The sequence below is a fragment of the Sulfitobacter sp. GN1-4 genome (genome assembly GCF_055693825.1).
The window spans coordinates 3,571,542-3,592,861 of sequence record NZ_JBVFUQ010000003.1; the positions used below are offsets into that span (position 1 = coordinate 3,571,542).

The window sequence follows — 21,320 nt, forward strand, 5'->3', positions numbered from 1 at the left end:
CGCAAATTACGGCCATGCGCAAGCGCACCACCAACTGGCCACGCGTCAATGCGCACGCAGTATCTGCTCAATCACCTCTGGCAGTGCGCTGAAGTCATCCAGGCGGGCAGTATGCGGAATGCTCTCCACCGGGGACTTGCGGTATCCTCTCGTGAACAAGACAAAGGGCACATCCGCCCGCTGCGCTGTCTCTGCATCAACCTCACTGTCCCCGACATAGATGCACGGCCCCTGACCCAGCTCAGCAAATGCCGCGCGCAATGGGGCCGGATCTGGTTTGCGGGCAAGGGGGTTGTCGCCGCCCCATATGGTGGCAAAGTGATGGTCTATCTTGAGATGTTCCAGCACCGCCACCGCGGGCCTCAGCAGCTTGTTGGTGCAGATGCCCAAAGCATGGCTTTGATGCAGGCTGGCAAGAGCATCTGCCACCCCCGGATACATGACCGTATGCGTGACCGCGCTGTCATAGCGCGCGACGATTTCCTGCAGCAGCGTCTCCTGATGCGTCTCAGACAGGTCGCGTGCCTGCCGCATCTTGCGCACAAAGGCCTCAACCCCCTCACCGATAAATGTATGCGTCTCTTGCAGCGAAATCGGGGCCGCACCGACCTGCGCCAGTGCGGCATTGGCGATGTTCTGAATGTCGGGCGCGCTGTCGATCAACGTGCCGTCCAGATCAAAGAGGATGCGTGCGCTCATCGGCCTGCCCTTTCCACATCATGGGGCTTTTGTGGCCTGTTGGCGCTGGTGGTAAACTGCATGTCTGTCTCTTTCGCTTTAGATGCCCGGAATAACGTAGTGCGGCACGATCCCGGTTTGCGCGATGAATGCGGCGTGGTCTTGGCCTGCAAATAGCCCGTGGTCTGTCACCAACACCGTTTGCACGCCATATGCCGCGCCGCCCAAAACGTCGGTGTGCAGCGTATCACCAACCATCGCAACCCGGCCCAGATCAACGGCGGGCAGACGGTCAAAGGCTTGCTCAAATATGTTTGCAAAGGGCTTGCCGAAAAGACCCAGTTCAATGCCGAGCGTGCGGGCAAGCTGATAGGCATAATGCCCCGGCTCCAGGCTGAACCCGTCTTCGCGCGGGGCCACAATGTCGGGGTTTCCCACAAGTACGGGGCGCGGATGGCGCAAAAGGCTTGCGCGTAACAGCGCCTGCCTGCTGTCAGACCATTGCCCCGACGACAACAGCAAAAACCCGCAGGCCTGGTCATAGGCTGCGGCCTCATCTCCCAGCGCGTGCCAAGCAACGCCCAGCATGTCAACGGCAGAGGCTGGCCCGGCCATCACCCCCCATGTGCCCGCATCGCCGCACTTGGACAGGGCCGCCGATAGGGCATCGCGGCTGGACACGATATCATTCAGCTCAAAGTGAAAGCCAAAGTCGGTGAACTTGCGCAGCGCGGCCTCGGCCGGGTAGGTGGCGCCATTTGTTAGGACCAGCACCCGCTTGCCCATGTCTTGCAACATCTTCACCCGGTCAGTGGCACCCACAATTGCGGAATTGCCGACGTTCAGCACCCCAAAGGCATCCAGCAAGAACACGTCAAAGGCATCCGCAATGTCCCCCAGATTGGCGGCACGCTGATAGTCTGCTGGCATGTGCCCTTTAGGCAAAAGCGCGCGCACAGCCTCATATTGCTGCACGGCCCATGCGGCATCTCGCTGGGTCATGCTAGATGATGGCCCCCGGACCTTTGCCGAGATGTATTCTGAGATGAAAACCGTGCCCAAGATGACCAACAAGATCGTTGAAACCTGGGTCCAGGCCAGCACGTTGATGGAGGCATTCAGCTGCACCCCGATCCCGCCGGCCCCCACGATGCCCAGAATTGTTGAACCGCGCACATTGATGTCCCAGCGAAAGACACCCACACCCGCGATGGTGGGCAGGATTTGCGGGATGATCCCATAGACCATCTGCTGCGCCCGTGACCCGCCAGTGGCCTCAATCGCTTCGACCTGCTTGTGATCAATCTCTTCGATGGATTCGTAGATGAGCTTAGCACAGCCGCCGATGGACCGGATACCAATGGCCAGCGTTCCAGCTAAAACGCCGGGCCCCACAATAACAACCAGCAGCAACGCCCAGATCAGTGAGTTTACCGAACGTGTGCCCACAATGATCAGCAACATCACGGCCCGCACCGATTTATGCGGCGTGGTGTTATGGGCGGCCAGAAAGGCAATGGGAACAGCCAGGACCATGGCAATGGCCGTGCCGATGGTCGCGATGTTAAGCGTATCCCAAACAGGGCGCCAAAGCTGCGACAGGTATCCTGTGTCCGGTGGCACCATGCGCCCCACAATGTCCGAAATCTGCCGCGGGGCATCCCACACGAACATCCAGATCGTTTTCTCTGATATCAGCTGCCAGGCATATACCGCGATACACACCCCGATCAGCCAGCCCCCCCAGATCAGCCATTGCTTCAGGGGGGTACGTTTGCGCCAAATCGGCCCCTCGTTTGTCTCAATCAACGGCATTACTGCACCCACTTTCTGAGATAGCCTGAGGTGTATTCCAGCGTGATCACAATCGCGATGATGGAAAACAGGATTGTCGCTGTGGTGGCATATTCATACCGCTGCACGGAGGTCAGCAGATGCGCACCGATCCCACCGGCACCCACAATCCCCACCACCGCGCTTTCACGGAAATTGATGTCGAGCCGGTAGAGCGACAGCCCAATCATGCGCGGCAAGACCTGAGGCTGGATTGCGTAGTTCACCCACTGCAACCAGGACGCCCCCGTCGCGCGCACCGCTTCGGCCTGCGACCGGTTCATGTTTTCGATGTCCTCGGCCAACAGCTTGGCAAAAAAGCCGATGGTGCCGATGGACAGCGCAATGAAACCGGCAAAGGGGCCAAAGCCAAAAAACTTCACCGCGAAAATCGCCAGGATCACTTCGGGAAAGGTGCGCGATACGGCAATGATCCCACGACAGAAAAGATACATCCACGTGGGCGCCAGATTGCGCGCAGCACCCAGACCGATGGGCACCGACAACAGGATGCCCCCAATGGTGGAGATGATGGCCATCCAGATGCTTTCCAGGATGCCGTCCAGGATCACACCGCGACTGTCGCTTAGGTCTGGTGGAAAGAACTTGCTCAGCATCTCAGCGCCGCGCGGAATGCCTTCGGCAACGCGGGTCCAATTCACCTCCATCGTGTAGATGGCCAGGAAGAAATAGGTCAGCGCGCCAAGATAGATCAGGTAGCGCAGCAGCGATGATTTGATGAAAGGCGGTTTCTTCCAATGATCCGCGTATGAAGGGGATGCGTCACTCATGCCGCGTGCCCGTCACCGCTGATGATCTCTTCTTTGACCTCTTTGTCCTCGATCGTGGCTTCCCAGTCTTCTTCGCCGTAGATCTCAGTCAAAACGTCAGGCTTCAGCCCATCCGGCGCACCGTCATAGACGATCTCACCAAGTTTGAGGCCAACGACCCGCTGCGAAAACATCTGCGCCAAGGCCACATCGTGAATGTTGATGATCGCGGCCAGGCCGCGTTCCTCGCACAGCTCTTTGATCAGGCGCATGATCTGCCGCGAGGTTTTGGGATCAAGGCTTGCCGTGGGTTCATCCACCAGCAACAGCTCAGGATCCTGGATCAGGGCGCGGCAGATGCCAACGCGCTGGCGTTGCCCGCCGGAAAGTTCATCCGCCCGTTTGTCCGCCATATGCATCAAACCGACACGGTCCAGCAGCCGGTACGCTTCGCGCACGCTGTCCTTGGGAAATTTGCGGAACAGGCTTTGCCAAAAATTCACATAGCCCAGACGCCCCGACAGCACGTTCTCCATCACCGTCAGGCGTTCAACCAAGGCATATTCTTGAAAAATCATCCCCATCCGCCGACGCGCGCGGCGCAGCTCTGTTTTAGACAGGCCGGTGATTTCGCGGTCGCCCAGATATATCTTGCCCGACGTGGCATCGACCAGCCGGTTCACACATCGGATCAACGTGGATTTCCCTGCCCCCGATGGCCCAATCAACGCCACCAGTTGCCCATCGGGGATGTCCAACGACACATCGTTCAAAGCCAAGTCGCCGGTCTTGTAGCGCTTGGACAGGTTTTCAAGGCGCAGCATGAGCGTCTTTCTTTTGAGGAAATAACTGTCGAAAGGCCCGCCAAAATGGGCGGGCCTTTGTAGGTGTTGACCGATTACTTACAGTCGTAGGACACGCCATTGGCCGCGTCGATCTGACGGATTACCGCCCAATCATACTTGTGCTCAATGCCGACAAAGCGATCCGCTTTTGAGAATTCCTTTTGAAATTCTCGTCCCATTCGTAGGTCCAGAACGCCGTTTTGATCTTGGCCACCAGCTCAGGGTGCAGGTTATGCGCATGCCCATAGCCCGTAGTCGGGAAGGTCTGGGATTTATAGATCGTTCTGATCTTGCCCTCTTCGATCACCCCGCGCCGCATCATCCGCTGCAAAACGGAGTTGGCAATCGCTGCGACTTCGTAGTCGCCGTTGTAGACACCCAGGATGGAGTTATCGTGCTTGCCTGAATAGGTCGGTGTGAAATTCTCTTCTGCGATCAGCCCGAATTCACCTTTCAGGATCGCCGAAGGCGCCTTGAAACCAGAGTTAGACGTGGGCGAGGTAAAAGCCATCGTGCGGCCCTCAATCTGCTCAGGCGAGGTGATCTCGGAATCAGCGGGAACGATGATCTCCATCTCATAGCCGAAAGACCCATCATCATAGGCCATCATGCCAAAGGGCACGAAACCCGCGCAGCTCACCGCAATCGGGTTTGAGCCTGTGTTAAAGCCTGCCACATGCAAACGACCAGAGCGCATCGCCTCTAGCTGAGCGGCGTTGGATTGCACCGGAAAGAACACCACATCTTTGCCCGTTACCTCAGCCATGTGGTTCACAAAACCGTCCCAGATACTGGCGTAAACGGCAGGGTCTTCGACCGGCGTGTAGGTGAAAATGATCGTGGACGGATCAACCCAATCGGCGGGGTCCGTTGGCAGGTCAGCCAGCTGATCGAGGTTCCTGTCACAATAAGCCACATCCAATGTGCCGCGGTGGCAATCTTCCCCAGATTGCGCAAAAGCAGGTGCAGCAGCCAAAAGCAGCGAAAATGCGGCTCCTGATAAGGCGTTGGTAAATTTCATTCTAAAGTCCTCCCAAGTATTCTCTTCTCTTATGATTTGAAAGATTGCACTTTCGCCGATGCAGAGCAACTTTTCTGATAAGCGCTTACAATTCGCGGCCGTATGCAAAGGCTGGCAAAGCAAGCCTGCAAAGGCAATCTGCCCCCTGCGGCCTTTCAATCGGCCTATCGCTACAGCTAAGAATCAACCAGCGGGATTACATTGCCGGGGCTTTTGGCAGGCGCGGATGCACAGTTTTTGTTGAAGTGCCCCGGCCCTTAGCCCATAGAGACGGGGCGCTCCGGCTTGTCGGGCCAAGCGCCCAAAGGGCACGCGCCCTTGTGACCATCCCCCGGCAGGTAGCATGCGCGACGGGGATTCATGTCACGGCATCCATCACACGAAAAGGCCGCACCGGCGGCCAAAGCGCCGTCTGGCCTGCGCGTCCTCAAACTGGGGGCGTTGTTCATCCTTGGGCCTGTCTATTTCATCTTTGTGGCCTTCATTCCCTTGCTCTGCCGCAAGCGCCCCGGCTTTCGCGGATGGTACTGGCGGCTCGTCAAACGGGCCTGTTCGCGACTGATGTGGTTGCTCAGCATTCGCCCGGAAATGTCCCAAGCAGACCGTGCCACCCTGGCGTCTGATACCGACAGCATCATCGTCATCAACCACCGAAGCCATCTGGATGGCTTTGCCCTGATGGACTTGATGCCCGATGAAAAGTGGATCACCTTCGCAGCCAAAAAGGAACTTTGTGATGCGGCCCTTTTGCGCAACGGGTTCAAAGGGGCCGGTTTGGTAGAGATTGACCGCAAAAGCGGCACGGTTGCGCTTGAAACACTGACCGATGCGGTAAACGCCATGCCGGCGCGGTGCTCTGTCGTGTTGTTCCCCGAAGGCACGCGCACAAAGTCCGAAAGCTTGGGCCCGTTTAAAGCGGGCGCAGTGATGGTCGCGCGCACCACAGGCCGGACGATCAGACCCATCGTCATTCACGCCTCAGATCGCTTGCTGCCGCGTGGCAAACACCTGCCCAAAAGCGGCACAATCCCGGTGACGGTGCTGCCGTCGTTTCACTGTGATCACAGCGTCTCAATAGACGAAGACGTGGCCCGCTTGCGCAGCGCCATGATGGCTGCTTTTGAGCAAGGCGCGCAGGACTGAATGCGCCGCATCACCTTGGGTTCAAGACCCCAGGTGCGCGTCCACCAGCCGCTGAACCTTTGGCGCGAAATGGCTGAAATCTGGTGTCTTCATCCCTGCGATCTTGGCCGCCTCATCCAGATACCTCACCGCGATGATCTGGCTAAGGTTCGGGTTTAGCTCAAACGCTGCCACCTCCTGCGCGCTCATCGGCCCGCCTTGCAGTTTCAGCGAATGCACGGAGGCCTCAGACAACCTGTCGAAATAGGACGGCTTTGTCGCGCAAAGATACCGCTTGGCCGCGACGTGATACCGGCAGCAATCCGTCACCACAGTTGGAAAGAACCGCTCAAGCACTTCCGCCCCTGCGTCTTCGTGATGGCGGTCTTCGGTATCCTCCATCGCAAAAGTCCCGAACTCTGACGTAAAGTGACCGATATCATGCAAAAGGGCCGCCACCACGATCTCATCCGACTGGTTGTTTTGCTCTGCCAGGGTCGCCCCCTGCAGCATGTGCTCTCCCATCGTCACCGGCTCGCCCAGGTATTCTTCTGATCCGCGACGCTCAAAAATCGACGCGAGGAAATCGACGATCGTCTCCGCCGTCAGATCCTTTGCTGCTGCACTCATCACACCGCCTCCGGCTGTTTCTTTCGTAACGCATCACGTGTGGATCGCAGCCCATCCTTGTCCGCATAACACCCCTGCAGCCACCGCGTGCCAGCCCCTGAATAGGCCTTGCGCGCATGAAGCACACGGGTGTTATCCACCACAAAGGCTTCGCCAGGGTTCAGACGGAACACCACCTCCATCGCAGGATCATCAATGATCTCGGCAAGCCTCCGATAGGCCGCATACCACAGCGCCATCTTGTCAAAAGGCACATCCGTCACTGCCGCCAGTGACCGGTTGTTGATGCGCACCGCCATCAGTTCGCCGTCTGGCGCTAATTCAATTAACGGACGCCGCGACGTCAGATGCACCCCCGCTTCGCCCGCATATTCAAACCGCGCGCAATAAGTGCTGAGCACGTCGAAATAAGCAGGGTTTTCGGCCTGCAAACGGCGCGCGCAGGCAAACCCGTCCACCACCATATTCTCACCCCCGCAGCCGAGCTTTCCAGGCAATAGAGCACTTGAACAGTGGGCACCGGGTCACGGTAAGGGTTGTCGGTATGGGCCTGCAATCCCAAGCCTGTATAGGCCAGGTTCGTTGGGTTTACTTCTGTACGCACCTCAAAGTGCTTGCCGTAATTTGTCTCACGGACGTAGCCGAAAAGATCGACCAGCTTGAACAGCGCGCCCTCTTGGATGGGCCCGCCTTCGACCTTGCCAAACCCGTGCAGCGTGACCTCATCCAGCCATGTCGCAAGAACTTCGGGTTTTGTGCCCAGATCCGCAAACTGCGCCACCGGCACGCCAGCCCCCAGCGTGCCGTCCCATAACGCAATGTCATCGCCCACCCATCCCTTTTCGGTGGGGGCATCGACGTCATAGGCGTTGGCACGCAACCACTTGGGATCGAAGGTCACCTGCTTGCCTTCGGGCTCAAAGGTCACATGCAAACCCTTCGCATCGATCACGGCGGCATTGATGTGCGTGTCTGCCGGGATGTCGCGCAGCGCAATCAAACGTTGCCCGTTAGCAACCGCGCGCGTCTCAGGATCTTGCGCATTGTCGCGCAGCCACATCGCGTGAAACCGGAGCGTCTGTTCAGCGGACCGAAGCGTCAGAACCGTTCCATCGGCGTTTAGTGTCGTGTCCATGGCCAGTCTCCTTGTCTCAAAACCCGCGCCGATGCAGCACGGGCCTGCTGCTTGCAAAAAGCACTAAAGCACAAACAAACGCCCAAGCGATGTGTTTTTCGCGACAAATCACGGCCCGGCAGACCCAAAAACGCGGGCAGGTCGCAAGGCAGTTTTCTATCGATGGGGTGAGAGGAAAGTGGCGGACCGAGGAACCGCCAAACCCCTATTCATGCAGATTTCAGCTGATGGACCATAGTTCCATAAAAATATAGAAAAACCCTTAGCCCCTTGCCTGTTCTTTCCTCGATGTTCCATGCTATAGATAGATATTCATGGTAGGGAATATGGTAGGATGGCTAAATCGGGCCTGACAGTTGCGAAGGTTGCAAAGCTCAGCAATCCAGGGCGGTACTCTGACGGAAATTGCCTTTACCTCGTGATCCCCAAGAACGGCGGGAAGTATTACATTTGCCGGGTCACAATTCACGGCAAGCAAACTGACATCGGTCTGGGTGGAGCAAGTTACACCAGCCTGGAAGAAGCAAGGGATCAGGCGCGAGAAATCAGGAAAATAGCTCGCGCCGGTGGAGACCCTCGCGTTGAGAGGCGGAAAGAGAAGCTCACGTTTGCTCAAGCGGCTGACCGAGTGCATCAAAGCTTGCTCCCTACATGGCGCAACAAAAAGCATGCAGACGGATGGTTATCCACCGTCAAGACTTACGCCAATCCAGAAATCGGTGAGAGGCCGATAGAAACAATTCGGACTGCAGACTGCCTAAAGATCCTATCACCAATCTGGGTGGAGAAGCATGAGACTGCCAAAAGGCTCAAGCAGCGACTAGCGACCGTCTTTGACTGGGCGAAAGGCGCAGGCCATTTCCTTCACGAGAACCCAATCAACGGCATCCAGAAAGCACTTCCTAATTTTAGGCCGCAGGTTAAACATCATTCGGCGATGCCCTGGCAAAAAGTGCCACAGTTGATGGTGCAGCTGGCTGAACGCGAGGGTGTTTCCGCACGCACCCTTGAGTTCATCATCTTAACCGCCTCGAGGTCGGGCGAGGCTCGCGGAGCAAAATGGCCGGAGATCAGCGGGCACCGCTGGTGTGTCCCCGCACAAAGGATGAAGAGGGGTATCGAACACCACGTCCCTTTGTCCGAGGCCGCTCAGGGCGTGCTGACAAAGGTGAATGGCCTTGGGCAGGACTTGGTATTCCCGAGCATGGGCAATTCTCAGTTTGAAAGAGAGCAAAGTGACGCAGCGATCAGAGCCTTGTTGATCCGCATGAAGTGCGAGGGGTTCACGGTTCACGGCTTTAGGAGTGCTTTTCGAGATTGGGCCAGTGAAAGCGCAAAGGCGGAGTGGGAAGTGGCAGAAGCCTGTCTGAGCCACGCCGTTGGGAGTGATACCGCCAGGTCATATGCCCGATCCAACCTCTTTGAAAGGCGCGCCCTACTGATGGAAGCCTGGGGCAAGTTCTGCAGTGGCGAATGCGCTAAATCCATCGGTAAGAGGAGCCAGGCGTGAGCTCGAAGAAACCCGAAACTGTTAGGGTCGGTTCAGGACTAACGGCCTACGAGCGTGAACCCGTATTGATGGACGGTCCGACACGCGAAAAATTCTTAACCGGCCAGCCTGTTCCAAGCGGAATGAAGGTGATGTCCGGTCCAGTTCTGGAAGATGTTCGTCAAACCGCCGAGAAGTGGAGTAGGCATATTTATTCCAGCCTCGGTCTCCCAGATCCGTTTCTGCTGATAGACATTAATGGGAAATTCCGGCCAATGGATTGGCATGAAGCTGCAGAAAGAGGTCATGACTATCTTCAGGGAAGCATGGACAATGGCTTCCGCTTGGCGGCGATGCTTCACTGCCCAGACGAAGATCATTCTGTGCTTTGGTACGCCTCAACTTTCGCTCTGGTCCTTGCAAAATATGATGCTCTGGAACTGCGCGTGCAGGCTTCCGACAATAAGACACAGGAAGAAGTATGGCGCGCTTTCAGCTTAGGCATGCATCTAGCTGGGTTAATGGTTCAGTTTGAGGCCAAATACTCCTCCGAAGCAGATGCAATGCGAGGGAGGAAGGTTAAGTCAGGTGCGTCTGATGCTGGTAATCAAAGGGCGAAGGGCCAAGCTGCCCGACTTGCCAGGCCTCTCGCTGAAATGGAGCGTCGAATTGGCGAGGGACAAAAAAAGACTGATGCCGCCAGAAACACCATTAAGAGTCTTGGGCTGACCATGAAGTACAGCTCATTGGTCAAGACATACAATCGGAGAAAAAAGGTCACCTGAGAAAAATGGGACAGTGCGGGCCACTGTCCCATGATGCCCTTGATATTTGTCGCACATATGAAACTTTAGGAACGTGCGAAAATGTCTGAGACACTCGAACAGAGCTGCACAGAACTGTGCAATCCACCTGCAGCATATGAACCGAACAAATCTGATCCAATGGTATCAGAATGGCCGCCAAACATGCGTCCACCCGTTGCTTCTGCATACTCTGGCTTAAGTCTGTCCCATCTCGCGAAGCTGCGCATGAGGATTAATGCTGGTAAAGGTCCGCCTTTTGCAAAAGTGGCGGGCTGCATTATCTACCGCCGTTCCGACCTGGACAAATGGCTTGCAGACAATCTCGTTGAACAGGCCGCCTAAAGACAACCCCCCCGCTAAACCTACGAGGTTCGAACGAGGGGGTGCGTCTTTCGACATGTCTTGGCGGACAAAAGAAAGATAGCCCGTTTGAGCCTCAATCTCAACATAGGAGTTTGAGACGATGACCCACAGCACCACAATCACTGCAGAACCTGGCGAAAAACCGCCTCACAATACCAAACGCATTTATCGGTGGGCTGACCTGCCAGATGCAGCAAAGCCTGCAAAATACCGTGTGGAAACCCCTGGCGAGCAATCACGGATCATCACCGTATCGCGGCGTAAGCGCCAAGTTCTCGAAGGGCTGATGCAATCGCCTGTTTTGGCTGCCAGTTATTGCCGCCTGTCAGATAATGTCCTGCCCCTGCGGCGTGACCATGGCGTGGCGATCACCTGCACCCTGTACAAACAGGACCCTGAGACAGGCCGTGATCGTTACGGCGTCTACACTCTCGACAGCAAGGTGACACGCATTGATGGAGAGGACGCATAATGACCCGCTCTCTTCAAATTGCCCATCTTATGCGCCGTTTCGGGCTCAGCCAGACACAAGCAAAGCTGATTGCGAATTTGTACTTCGGGGAGGCCGCATGATGGGGCCTCAAACCGTCGAAATCCGCAAAAACAAGCGCGGGACCATCCGCTTTTCCCGCAATGAATTCAATGGTTATGACCTAGTCAATGTCCGGGTGTTCTTCGACGCGGGCGGTGGTGAGATGCGTCCAGGGAAACAGGGGGTCGCGTTCCGCGCGGCCCTTCTGCTTGAGGTAGTTCAGGCCCTCAGCAGCCTCACGGAGGTGCCGGGCAATGAGTAAAACCTTCGCTCAAATCGAAGCAACCTTGCCGCATTCAAAGAAAATCCGGCAACTCAACCACCAGCAAAGGTGGGCGTATTTGTGCGCCCATCTCACACCCTTGGGCGGGTTTACCGGATTGTTCCGGTATCCCAAGGCTGTTTGGGCGGATGATGCTGACCTCACCCGCTCCGACCTCGAAAAAGCGATTGAACAGATGGTCACCGTTGGCCTCATCGAATTCAACGAAGACGATGAATTTCTGCGCATTGCCGGGTGGTTCATGAAGAAGAACGCGCCAGAGAATGCGAGCCGGATGGCCTCGCTTGCAGCCGACTTTTTGGTCATCGATGCGCCCAGTGAAATGCTCCTCTCATCTTCGGCTGAGTTCACCGTCGGTCTATCAAGCGGTCCCAAAGGTGGAGGCCCGACAGCACCGAATGGGAAAAGCTCCGGGGTGTCTTCTCACCGTTTCTCGCCACCATGCGCCAGAACTTTGAAGAAGATTTCCATCAGGCTTTGAGCGACCAAATGCAGGGGCAAAATCGGGCTGTGAAGGCCGAAATTTGCGCTCTCATGCCCTCTCTGCAGCACTTCATGGAGGCACCGTGCCTACACCCTGCCGACACCGTGGGGGCACACGAGACGAAGACGAGACGAGACGTAGACGAGACTAACACGAGAAAAGAACTAGACGAGACGGCGCGCTTTTCAGGCGAAAACGTCCAACCGATTTCTTCGGCGCGTGGAGCCGATGTCGGAGATGCTGAGAAAGGGGGAAAGACCCAAGGTCCACGCCCAGAAACTATCGCTGCAGCCAAACGCATCGGGACCATCCGATGACCAACATGTTGAGAGCAGAAGAAACAGGACAAAGGAAACAGAAATGAGTTTGAAGAGACCTAAGAACGGGACGCAAGTTCAAGCTATATCAATGCAAGCTGGCATTGAAAAAACCACCTCTGTCACGGATGATCAAATCAAGCGATTTCCGCTCCCCAAGGTGGTTGCCACAGATGGCGGAGTTGCAAACGTCCAGATTGTCTCGGAAACACTATTGGAGGAGCTATTCGGGAACAGCCGCCGCGAGTTCTCTGATGCGATGCTGCGTGGATGTCTAAACGTGTCTGGGCAAAAGGCAGGCCTGGAAGGAGACGGATCTGATGCTATCGCAATTGTTGATGGTATTTCGCCGCGCGACAGCCTCGAAGCGATGCTGGCAACACAGATGGCAGCAACTCACATTGCAATGCTGCGGCACTCCGCAAAGTTGGCTTGCGCTGACTATCTCGAGCAGGCGGATCTGCATGAGAAAATCTACAACAAACTTGCTCGCACCTTCACAGCACAGATGGAGCAACTCCGTAAACACCGGAACGGCGGCAAGCAGGTTGTCACAGTCCAGCACGTGAACGTTGAAAACGGCGGCCAAGCCATCGTTGGAAACGTCCAAAGGGGGAGGCTGCTCGTGAAAAGTGACGATAACCCCATGCAAAAGGCTCATGAAGCGCCGCGATGCACTGCACATTCTAAACGCGCAGGTCTACCGTGCAAAAACCCGGCAGTGCGCGGATGGACTGTTTGTCGAATGCATGGCGCTGGCGGAGGGCATTTGCCCGGCCCTGGCCATCCAACTTGGAAACATGGCGCAAGGTCTCAGCAGGCCGTTGCGTCCAGAAAGGCGGTCAACGCACTAGTCCGGAGCGCAAAGACGATAACTTGAGAAAACAAGGGCGAATGACCCCTTTACCTCATTCCATACTCATCTTTATGGTTGATCCATTAAACCTCAATACAATACTTAGCTGGCTAACAGACCTAAATGCTGTCTACCCAATTCTGTGTCACGATAAACAGAAATATGGGCAAACGCAGTCCTCCTGATACCTGACAACCGTAAGAAGGAACGCCTAGTTGACAAATGGAACCAAGGCAGAAGCGCTTAGCCAACTGACCAACGCTAGGAACAGTCTAATAATCGGTCTTGCAGCTGTTCCAGTACTTATGGACGCTCGAGGTATGGAAGTTCTCCGCGAAAGTCACGCGAGCATTGGATCAAAAACAATTCCTTTCGACCAGGTAGCTGACATGCTTGAAGTGCAGAGGGACCGCGAAATTGCTCTGAAAGAGTACACACTAATGCTGTATCGTTCTGCAATCAAAGAGAGTTATGAAGTCGTTCTGAACTACGTCGAACGTTCTGGGCAGCTAAAAGCTTTCAAGAACTTCGATTGCTACGCGTTCATGCGTCACCTTAGGAATGCTATTTCACATGATTTTCGCTGGCATTTGCAGAACTCGCGGGGAAATTTCTTTCAGAACTTACCAACTGTTTGGAATGGTATTGAGATAGACCAAACCTGGCACGGTAAGCCGGTTGAATTGCAGCATGTTGGCTGGGAAAAAATGCTTGAGCTCATTTTGGAACTTAGAAGAGATGCCGAAAACAAGTTGAAATGAGCTGCAAAAAACTAACTAGAGCCCAAAGAAAACTAGTGACACTGACAAATCACGTTGCAGTGGTCCTGGCTGCCAAGGAAACAGCGGGCAGTGAACCGTACACGGGCAAAACGCGCGAGATCATCGACGCGCTAATGGCGAGGCCTTAAGGGAATACGGCCTGTCGCCAGGCCAAAGCCCACCAGCAATGCGACCGTCACCACAAGCGGCCAGGTTATGGGCACTGGCGCGTACGTCGAAGCTGCGGCGGCCAATATGGCAAGGAAGAGAATTGTTCTGAACATGCCCTCAATTTGGGGGCGGCCCCCTTCTGCGTCAAGGTTGCACCAGCCGAGGCAACTACTCTGTAGATTTGAAGTCGGCGTCAATGCTCTGGGGTAGAAGTTTCCTAAACAGGACAAGCCTAGAGTTAAAAGCGAAGAAACAAAACTGGGTTGAATTCTAGGCCTTTTTGTTCCTCGTACAGTTTTGTGCAATGCACCTCTAGTCTTGACCTCTTGTCCTCTGAAGAGCATCCCACCTGTCAAAGAGGCTTTGGAAGATTGGGGTTTTTTCATTTGCAAGCGCTTCTATGTGCCCGCACTCGAAGCTTAATCGAGATGCTGCGACGTCGATGATTGCCCGTTGCCCATCTAGCGTGAAGAAACGTTCCTTGAGTTCTTTGCGTTCACCGGCCAAATACTCTTCACAGACATTTAGCGCTATAATCAGAGATGAAGTTCGAACCACTCTGCGTTGATCGGCCTCACCATAGTACTGCAGAAGAGTTATTATTGCGGCAATTGAAGCGCCTAAGACCGCAAGCCGCTCAACCGCCAATAAAAATCGCATCCAAAGGCTCTCTTTCAAGCGCGTACGGAAAATCATGTAATTACTCGCCACTTTAGCAGAATCTTTGCGCAGGCTGGGGGGCCTCGCCATCCTAACGTCCTGCAACGCTCTTGATGCTCCGCGTCAATGTCCCTTTGATCCTCTCAGGTCGATAGCTAAAAGCTGGTTGCGGTTCCAGTAGTATCACTCTGTTGCCGTTCGGTGAGCAACTATTCAAAATCTGAGAAAACAAGAGACGGTTTTCTCTGCAAGGTGACCTCCGTGGCTTTCACTAAGTTCGACTTATACTTTAGGCTGGCTGTGTAGCAGGCCTTGAAATTAACCGTCCCTAGCACGGCAGGAGGAAGTAAGACCTCAGACTTGATGTACAAGCGGTTTTTTGTTGACCACCTAGTAACTATTTCTAATAAAGAGCCTTCGCACGTTGACTTTGGTCCGTTGACATTCAATGGTTAGGTAGGGCTGCAGAACTGTCGAGGTTAAGCTACCAGAAATGCAAGTGATTTTGCTCAAGCGTGTCGCAAGACTTGGTCAGATGGGCGAAGTGGTTGACGTGAAACCCGGCTACGCCCGAAACTTCCTGCTGCCCCATGGCAAGGCGCTCTCTGCCTCCAAGGCGGTTATTGAGGCGTTTGAAGCCCGCAAGGCACAGCTCGAAGCACAGAACCTGGAGACCAAAAAAGAGGCCATTTCTATGGCCGAAAAACTGGGCGGTCAGCAGTTCATCGTGCTTCGCTCCGCCTCTGACGCAGGCGCGCTCTACGGCTCTGTCACCACCCGTGACGCGGCTGAGGCGGCAACAGCAGGTGGTTTCACCGTAGACCGCAAGCAGGTTGTACTATCCGCTCCGATTAAAGAGCTGGGCCTGCATGACGTGACTGTTGTGCTGCACCCTGAAGTGGATGCTACGATCCAGCTGAACGTCGCCCGCTCGGAAGAAGAAGCGGAACTGCAGGCGTCCGGTAAATCCATCCAAGAGCTCGCGGCGGAGGAAGAATTAGGAGCTGGCATCGAAGTAGTAGAGATGCTTGATGATGTATGGGCGGTAGTGTCGGTCGAAGAATTTGAAGCAACCTATGGATCTCAAGTTGAAGCGAGTTTCGCCGCTTCCAAAAGCTCCCCTTCTATGAACTCAGTCAGTAGAGATGGCAGCGACAGACCGTCGTTACATGAGTTCATAGAAGCACTAACAGATACTCAGAAAGTGGAGATTTCCGTTACTTCTGATCTTGTGACCAAGCAGCTCAAGGAAATCGCCCAAAGGGAAGCGGAAATTAATGAACTTTTGAGTTCGCGCTAAGGCTAAGTTAATGGATATCGGCTGGTCAGATTTTAAGAAACTACTTACGGATGTTGTACAATTGACATCCAACGTATCGACTTTGCAAACCCAGCTACAAGATGCATTGTTGAGGATCAGCGAACAAGAGAAAGAAATTGCGCAGATCAAATCCGACTTACGCGTCGCTCGCGCCGAACTTGAAGGTGAAGCAATCAAGGCTGCGGCAAATACGGTTATTCAAGCACATGAACAAATGATTACGCGATTGGTATCAGTTGAAAAATCTCTGGAAGTTGTGCCAACATCGAGTTCTGAGAGAATTGAGCTTAACTCGTCAAAAGTACACAGATAGATTTACAAAAGTGTTTCGCTAAACAGGAAATATTCTGATTGACCACCCAGACGGTGCTATCTCTTGGTATTATGTACCATTGCAAAAACCTGTTTCGTTTTTGCCCGCTGGTTGCGCGGTTGAATGAAAGGTCATATTAACAACTGTGCGAACTGGCTGGTCCGGTATTTGAAGCTACTACGCCAACCCGAACGGCGCGGATCAGGGGGCTAAGTCAGTTGATTGCGCCGACTTGGATCGATAGGTTAAACGCCTCCCCAAGCAAAATCCCCCAAACAAGCGACGAATTGACAGTGCTTTCCCGATCCGGGTGAAGATGAAGATACCGCCTGCTGAGCTGGGCAACCAGCTAAGCGAAATCCATGCTTGGATCGGTGATAATTTAGGCCCCGAGCGGTGCCAGAACCTATCAACGCGAGGCATCCACTGCCATGCTACCGCGTTCTATTTCAGGGCTATGGAAGATGCAGAAAGCTTCCTTGCGGCGTTTCCAGAGCTGGAACTTGCTGATGGAGTGACCAATCCGGCTCAATAGGGGTTGCGTGCAGCTCTCCTGTAGAAGTTTCTCAAGCGGATCATCTCATTTTCGACCCGCTTATACTCTTTTTGAAAATAGCTTAGTCGGCTTCGCAGGCCCTTCAACGCCTTAAGCGCGGCCCGTTCATCACGCGAAACATGCCGCTGAACCTGTTTAGCTTCGTTCCTGAGTTTTCTTGCTGTCGCTTCGAACTTGGCGGAGGCAGCCCCGCCACCCATGCAGGAATAGGCGTCATCGCATAGGTCAGCCGCAGATGCAGCAATATCTAGCAAGTCGTCGGAGCGGCGCTGTAGATCCTCGATTTTCCTCCGCTGGTCCCTCTCAGACTGCGCCCGAGAGCTCTGAACTTGTTCTTCTAGCTCTGATATTCCGCGTTCGACCTGGCGCACGGCGTCAGTTAGACGCCCAAAACGGTTTTCTACAGCCTGGATTCTATCTGCAATGTCCCCAATCTGTTGAGGGTTGAAGCGCGGCAACATGATGCGGTCACCAGGTTCAATATGATCCGGGTCAGGCCGAAGCTTCTTAATCGCTCGGTTATACGGAGCGTTGTAGATGCGCCCCCAATCCCTTCTAGGAAAGCCGGCAGCCTCTACTATGTTCTGGAACGTATCGCCGCGCCTAACCCGGTACTCAACAGTCTCAACGGTCATGTCTTCGCCCTCGGTGTTTCCGGAACACTTGGGGCATTCTAAACTGTGGCGACCTTCAGTCTAAGCAGTATTTTGGCAGCGGATAAATGGCCACAAGCTTGGCACCCTTCTCAACAGCTTCTCCCTCTGCTTGGCTGTACCTTGATTTTGAGTATCTCGGGCAGTCCTCGCGAACCCGCCTCGCACCATTACCTCACCTAGCTCCACGTTGCCCGCAAAGCAGACTCCCCAGGCCGCCTGCGCGTCGTAGTGCCGTCCAAGTAGCAGCGGACCAACCGCCCATCAGCAAGGGCCTTCAGCGCCTCTGTGGCCTCTTTCCCGCCCGACTCAACCCGCGCTCCATTGTCCTCCGGCGCGGCGATGCCCTGCAGTCTAACTTCTACACCCGCAATGCGAACACCATCGCCGTCCACGACAGCCGCAATGCCGGATAGCTCACCTTTCGCCTCGAAGGGGAGTTCCGCTGTAACCGGCTGACCCGCAAAAAACCAAAAAAAAGCACCGCAACAACCGCAATGATAACTTTCAATGAGCTTTCCCCTTTAGCGGCCAACAGCCATCCAAAAATGTGCGCATCAAAGCCAACTGTCACAAGAGATCATGCAGTGAGCGAGGAAAAACGGGCCGCATATATCCGAATGCGGAAAGCCACAGCCCGGCATTGGGACACGGGGGTTTGGATTGCGCCACCAATCTATCCGAAATGTGCCTGGGAGCTGGCGGAGGCTGGTCTGATTACTCCGTCGCGAGAAATAACTCCTGCAGGGCGAATAGCTTTGTTTCTGCTGGACGAGGGTCCCGACCCAGCACAGCAAAAAAGCCCTATCGTGCAATTGGCGTCCGTTCGCAAAGAGACGCCATAGCGTGAGGTAGTCAGGCCTGTCTTACCCTCGACTGCAAAGAAAAACCCCTCCGAAGCGGGGTGCCAGTGAAGGAAATACTTCAATAGGCTTTCTGTCTTGGTTGAGTGTCCCGTCAAAATCTATAGCTGTTCTAGACCCGCAGCCGTTTGCTGAGCTAGCGTTTCACTGATGTTGGGCACACCTTCATTAGACCAAGTGGCTTCGTTGTTTTAACGGCGGAAAGAACCTGACCGCTGCTAACTTTCAGATTTATGCAAGCCTCTGTTGGTCCATCAGCGTTGTCAGTGGGAATACCTCGAATCAGCTCGCTGAGCACGTGAGGAGCGTCTGGCGGATCTGCCGAGTTTCTTACCGTGATCCCAACAATTGCTGGCTCCGCGCCATCAATTGTCGGGCTATGAACAAGGCAAACTTTCCAGTCAGGATTGGAGGGATTAGATACAAGTGCGGTCGCGTCGCCGCCGATGGTATGCATGCTACAGGAAAAGCGCTTCCACTCACCATTTTCACAGACTAGACCTTCGCCCCCGACTGGGAAAATCTCTGAACCGTCGCTGTAGAAGCCTTGTTCATAAGCACACTGAATTTCCTTTGATTTTGCCCAGATCCCTTTGGTGCATACCATCCTGGCCCCAGCCCGCGTAAGTTGGGAACCCTCCGAGAAAGCACCTCCTTCAAATAAACAAATGCCATCCGATAGTTCTGGGGTATCGCCCCCAGCGTTTGCCAATGTCGGGAGGACCAAGCCGAGTGCCAGAAGCAGAAATCTAATCATATTTGAATTCCAATACTGAAAGATCAAAAATTGTGACAACCAGTAAGGCCGATGTGAAGAGTATTGGTCAAGGGTACCCTTAGCTATTCGCTCAACTTCAACGCGACCCCAGGTCCAGCAGCTACCTGACCATCTTCCAGGAATTGGATGCCTTGGGCTTCCAGGGCCAAGCGAAGGTGTGACACCGTAGACTGCTTGCCTTCGCCTTTATCGACTTTGTTTAAGGTATTGCGGTGCAGACCCGTCATTTCAGCAAGGTCAGGATTACTTAGACCAAGCGCCGATTTCGCCATTTTGAACTGCTCAGGCGTCATGATGTCTCCATTTCTGTGCTATCTGCACATTTTATGTGTTGACAGCATGTGCCACTGTTACTAAATTTATGCTATCAGCACAAATGGAGCAAAGCAATGAGTAAGTATGGAACGGTTGATCACTTGATCATAATGCGCGCCGCATGGGCAGCCTATCACCAGTTCAATCGCGGCTTGCCCTTCTGCCGCACGGCATTCGGGCGAGAACTGCAGGCCGCATGGGCAAAGGCAAAGCTGGCGGCATTCCATGAGTGCCCCATCAATCGCACCCGCTCAGCAATCAACGCCATTGAGAGCAAACCCCGGCTCACTCAGCAGGACTATACCCGCCTTGGAGTCCTCAGGGCCGCGCTGCGGGCCCCGCAGGAACAGCTTCAGCCACCGCACGCTGCTACCGAACAACGCGAGCCTGAGCTTCGGCTCGTGGCTTGACGGTCGAACACAAAGAGGAACGCATCATGCAAACGCAATCCCTCGGAGACCTCCGGGATCAAGCGACCACGCTTCACGGAATGCTGCAGGGGCTAGAGCTTCTTTTGAACGAAGTGGTGGACGCCAGCCCCCTTAACAACAGCATTCACGCCATCCTCCATCAGACCCTGTTGGTCGCAGGAAACATAACCGAAGCATTAGACAACGCGGAGAGAGGCAAATGAAAGACATCATCTATGAAATCAGCGCGGAAAAGTCCGCCAGCGACCTGGCCCATGAAAAGGCAGGTGCTCTGTTTGGCTTGGCCAAGATGGGCGTCGCGGCATCAGACACTGCAATGAACATGGATCTCCAGAGGTCAGGTTTCCAACAGACTTTCGAGACCATGGCACGGCTGGCCCACGACCTGTTCTTGGATCTGGATGGATTAGAGGATCGGGATGAAACCCAGCTACCAACCTCGGCCCTAGCTCAGACCGCAAAGGCGGATGCTGAAGATGAAGCCAACCGGCAAACCGCCTCGACACCCATCCTAGAACTGTTCCGCCAGCACCAAGCCATTATCGGCGCAGCGCAGACTTACCAGACGGCTTCCACCGTGAAGGCCGGAGATGAAGAGCTGGAGCTCCTATTTTACCAGCACTCATCCAGGATTGAGGCAGAGATGATGGCCCAGCCAAGCACCTGCGCAGCCGATTTCGCGGCCAAAGCCGTTGTCGATAGTTGCAAGGGTGGCCTTATGTCTGATTGGGAAACCGGCGCATTCTGGAAAGAAGCGCGGCAACTGATCAAGTCAGCAGCATAGCCAGGAAGTGCAATTGTGTTCGGTGCGCCGGGGGAGCGCCAGAGAGTAGTCAGTATGAATTGTTACACCCACAACAGAAGCTGGTCGGACCGGTTTCTCCCCGAGATCAAACAGCTGGTCGGCGGCTACCTCTTGGAGACGGCTGCCGATCCGTTTGATCACCTCCAAGCCACAGACCTGATGATGTTAGACGCAAGGGACATGCGCGTTGCAGCAAGAGTGCGTCGTCCTGGCTATGTGGGCCGCTATCCTCATCAGTTTACCATTCGCTCAGCGGTCCCGTCAGGAGCGCAGACGGAGCTCAGCAAGATAGTGAACGGGAACGGTGATTGGATGTTCTATGGCCATTCCAACGACGCTGAGACCGGTCTAGATGCGTGGTGGCTGATTGATCTGCGAGCATTCCGCGCCGCGCTCATCCGGCACCAGATGAACGGCTCAAACTTGGTGATGGGAGATCAGGTCAATCCTGACGGCACCAGGTTCAAGTGGTTTGACATGCGGAGCTTCCCAAGTGAGCCACCGTTGGTAGTGGCAAAAGGGTAGTTGT

General features: G+C 54.8%; 23 protein-coding genes and 3 pseudogenes. 15 read left to right on the forward strand and 11 right to left on the reverse strand.

The features are described from left to right. Positions 1 to 45: 45 nt before the first annotated feature. The 6 genes and pseudogenes from ACZ1HM_RS18225 to phnD form a co-directional block, all read right to left on the reverse strand. The gene (locus ACZ1HM_RS18225) at positions 46 to 699 is read right to left on the reverse strand and encodes an HAD-IA family hydrolase (RefSeq protein ID WP_472744042.1); all 654 of its coding nucleotides are present in this window, start codon (positions 697 to 699) and stop codon (positions 46 to 48) included. Between the two features lie 78 nt (positions 700 to 777). Then, positions 778 to 1,680: an HAD-IIA family hydrolase gene (locus ACZ1HM_RS18230; protein WP_472744663.1), complete on the reverse strand. Its 903-nt coding sequence runs from the start codon at positions 1,678 to 1,680 to the stop codon at positions 778 to 780. A gap of 12 nt (positions 1,681 to 1,692) precedes the next feature. Beyond that, positions 1,693 to 2,493, reverse strand: a pseudogene (gene phnE, locus ACZ1HM_RS18235) (phosphonate ABC transporter, permease protein PhnE); the annotation flags it as partial. Then, positions 2,493 to 3,302: a phosphonate ABC transporter, permease protein PhnE gene (gene phnE / locus ACZ1HM_RS18240; protein WP_472744043.1), complete on the reverse strand. Its 810-nt coding sequence runs from the start codon at positions 3,300 to 3,302 to the stop codon at positions 2,493 to 2,495. The pseudogene phnE (ACZ1HM_RS18235) and the gene phnE (ACZ1HM_RS18240), both read right to left, overlap by 1 nt. Continuing rightward, complete coding sequence (gene phnC, locus ACZ1HM_RS18245; protein WP_472744044.1) at positions 3,299 to 4,105, reverse strand: phosphonate ABC transporter ATP-binding protein; 807 nt, start codon at positions 4,103 to 4,105, stop codon at positions 3,299 to 3,301. The genes phnE (ACZ1HM_RS18240) and phnC overlap by 4 nt, the downstream gene beginning before the upstream one ends. A gap of 121 nt (positions 4,106 to 4,226) precedes the next feature. After that, a complete protein-coding gene (gene phnD, locus ACZ1HM_RS18250) occupies positions 4,227 to 5,147 on the reverse strand; it encodes a phosphate/phosphite/phosphonate ABC transporter substrate-binding protein (protein ID WP_472744045.1) in 921 nt (306 codons plus the stop codon). A 360-nt stretch (positions 5,148 to 5,507) separates the two neighbouring features. On the opposite strand from phnD, the gene ACZ1HM_RS18255 reads away from it, so the two are divergent. Continuing rightward, complete coding sequence (locus ACZ1HM_RS18255; protein ID WP_472744046.1) at positions 5,508 to 6,290, forward strand: lysophospholipid acyltransferase family protein; 783 nt, start codon at positions 5,508 to 5,510, stop codon at positions 6,288 to 6,290. 21 nt (positions 6,291 to 6,311) lie between these two features. Here ACZ1HM_RS18255 and tmpB read toward each other — a convergent pair whose 3' ends face one another. Continuing rightward, positions 6,312 to 6,899 carry a (R)-1-hydroxy-2-trimethylaminoethylphosphonate oxygenase gene (gene tmpB, locus ACZ1HM_RS18260; RefSeq protein WP_472744047.1) on the reverse strand — a complete coding sequence of 196 codons (588 nt, stop codon included), beginning with the start codon at positions 6,897 to 6,899 and terminating at the stop codon, positions 6,312 to 6,314. After that, positions 6,899 to 8,034: pseudogene (tmpA, locus tag ACZ1HM_RS18265) on the reverse strand (2-trimethylaminoethylphosphonate dioxygenase). The gene tmpB and the pseudogene tmpA overlap by 1 nt, the downstream one beginning before the upstream one ends. A gap of 334 nt (positions 8,035 to 8,368) precedes the next feature. Between tmpA and ACZ1HM_RS18270 the strand changes: the two are divergent. The 8 genes from ACZ1HM_RS18270 to ACZ1HM_RS18305 all read left to right on the forward strand — a co-directional run bounded on the left by ACZ1HM_RS18270 (position 8,369) and on the right by ACZ1HM_RS18305 (position 13,925). Further along, positions 8,369 to 9,544 carry a tyrosine-type recombinase/integrase gene (locus ACZ1HM_RS18270; RefSeq protein WP_472744048.1) on the forward strand — a complete coding sequence of 392 codons (1,176 nt, stop codon included), beginning with the start codon at positions 8,369 to 8,371 and terminating at the stop codon, positions 9,542 to 9,544. Further along, positions 9,541 to 10,308, forward strand: a complete 768-nt coding sequence (locus tag ACZ1HM_RS18275) for a hypothetical protein (protein ID WP_472744049.1) — start codon at positions 9,541 to 9,543, stop codon at positions 10,306 to 10,308. Before ACZ1HM_RS18270 ends, ACZ1HM_RS18275 begins: the two co-directional genes overlap by 4 nt. A gap of 81 nt (positions 10,309 to 10,389) precedes the next feature. Then, positions 10,390 to 10,671: a helix-turn-helix transcriptional regulator gene (locus tag ACZ1HM_RS18280; protein ID WP_472744050.1), complete on the forward strand. Its 282-nt coding sequence runs from the start codon at positions 10,390 to 10,392 to the stop codon at positions 10,669 to 10,671. 121 nt (positions 10,672 to 10,792) lie between these two features. Then, on the forward strand, positions 10,793 to 11,164 hold the full coding sequence (locus tag ACZ1HM_RS18285; RefSeq protein ID WP_472744051.1) for a hypothetical protein: 372 nt from the start codon (positions 10,793 to 10,795) through the stop codon (positions 11,162 to 11,164). Between the two features lie 97 nt (positions 11,165 to 11,261). After that, a complete protein-coding gene (locus tag ACZ1HM_RS18290; RefSeq protein WP_472744052.1) occupies positions 11,262 to 11,486 on the forward strand; it encodes a transcriptional coactivator p15/PC4 family protein in 225 nt (74 codons plus the stop codon). Continuing rightward, positions 11,479 to 11,988, forward strand: a complete 510-nt coding sequence (locus ACZ1HM_RS18295; RefSeq protein ID WP_472744053.1) for a hypothetical protein — start codon at positions 11,479 to 11,481, stop codon at positions 11,986 to 11,988. Before ACZ1HM_RS18290 ends, ACZ1HM_RS18295 begins: the two co-directional genes overlap by 8 nt. A 363-nt stretch (positions 11,989 to 12,351) precedes the next feature. Beyond that, positions 12,352 to 13,188 carry a hypothetical protein gene (locus ACZ1HM_RS18300; RefSeq protein ID WP_472744054.1) on the forward strand — a complete coding sequence of 279 codons (837 nt, stop codon included), beginning with the start codon at positions 12,352 to 12,354 and terminating at the stop codon, positions 13,186 to 13,188. A 191-nt stretch (positions 13,189 to 13,379) separates the two neighbouring features. Next, positions 13,380 to 13,925 carry a hypothetical protein gene (locus ACZ1HM_RS18305; RefSeq protein ID WP_472744055.1) on the forward strand — a complete coding sequence of 182 codons (546 nt, stop codon included), beginning with the start codon at positions 13,380 to 13,382 and terminating at the stop codon, positions 13,923 to 13,925. Positions 13,926 to 14,408: 483 nt separating this feature from the next. On the opposite strand, the gene ACZ1HM_RS18310 is transcribed toward ACZ1HM_RS18305, so the two are convergent. Continuing rightward, positions 14,409 to 14,846 carry a hypothetical protein gene (locus ACZ1HM_RS18310; RefSeq protein ID WP_472744056.1) on the reverse strand — a complete coding sequence of 146 codons (438 nt, stop codon included), beginning with the start codon at positions 14,844 to 14,846 and terminating at the stop codon, positions 14,409 to 14,411. A 403-nt stretch (positions 14,847 to 15,249) separates the two neighbouring features. On the opposite strand from ACZ1HM_RS18310, the pseudogene rplI reads away from it, so the two are divergent. Both rplI and ACZ1HM_RS18320 read left to right on the forward strand, forming a co-directional pair. Beyond that, positions 15,250 to 15,819 (forward strand): annotated as a pseudogene (gene rplI, locus ACZ1HM_RS18315) (50S ribosomal protein L9); the annotation flags it as partial. Positions 15,820 to 16,066: 247 nt separating this feature from the next. Continuing rightward, positions 16,067 to 16,390, forward strand: coding sequence for a hypothetical protein (locus tag ACZ1HM_RS18320; RefSeq protein ID WP_472744057.1), 324 nt, complete (start codon positions 16,067 to 16,069; stop codon positions 16,388 to 16,390). Between the two features lie 528 nt (positions 16,391 to 16,918). Here ACZ1HM_RS18320 and ACZ1HM_RS18325 read toward each other — a convergent pair. Together ACZ1HM_RS18325 and ACZ1HM_RS18330 are read right to left on the reverse strand one after the other, a co-directional pair. After that, positions 16,919 to 17,581, reverse strand: a complete 663-nt coding sequence (locus tag ACZ1HM_RS18325; protein ID WP_472744058.1) for a LysM peptidoglycan-binding domain-containing protein — start codon at positions 17,579 to 17,581, stop codon at positions 16,919 to 16,921. A 1,721-nt stretch (positions 17,582 to 19,302) separates the two neighbouring features. Then, the gene (locus ACZ1HM_RS18330; protein ID WP_472744059.1) at positions 19,303 to 19,533 is read right to left on the reverse strand and encodes a hypothetical protein; all 231 of its coding nucleotides are present in this window, start codon (positions 19,531 to 19,533) and stop codon (positions 19,303 to 19,305) included. 96 nt (positions 19,534 to 19,629) lie between these two features. On the opposite strand from ACZ1HM_RS18330, the gene ACZ1HM_RS18335 reads away from it, so the two are divergent. Genes ACZ1HM_RS18335 through ACZ1HM_RS18350 form a run of 4 tightly spaced genes read left to right on the forward strand, consistent with a single transcriptional unit; the run spans position 19,630 to position 21,316 of the window. Continuing rightward, positions 19,630 to 19,965, forward strand: a complete 336-nt coding sequence (locus ACZ1HM_RS18335; protein WP_472744060.1) for a hypothetical protein — start codon at positions 19,630 to 19,632, stop codon at positions 19,963 to 19,965. Positions 19,966 to 19,991: 26 nt separating this feature from the next. Beyond that, positions 19,992 to 20,189 (forward strand): hypothetical protein, encoded by a 198-nt coding sequence (locus ACZ1HM_RS18340; RefSeq protein ID WP_472744061.1) that lies wholly within the window; start codon positions 19,992 to 19,994, stop codon positions 20,187 to 20,189. Beyond that, entirely contained in the window at positions 20,186 to 20,770 is a 585-nt protein-coding gene (locus ACZ1HM_RS18345) for a hypothetical protein (RefSeq protein ID WP_472744062.1), read from the forward strand. Before ACZ1HM_RS18340 ends, ACZ1HM_RS18345 begins: the two co-directional genes overlap by 4 nt. Before the next feature lie 54 nt (positions 20,771 to 20,824). Beyond that, entirely contained in the window at positions 20,825 to 21,316 is a 492-nt protein-coding gene (locus tag ACZ1HM_RS18350) for a hypothetical protein (RefSeq protein ID WP_472744063.1), read from the forward strand. The last annotated feature ends 4 nt before the right edge of the window (positions 21,317 to 21,320 follow it).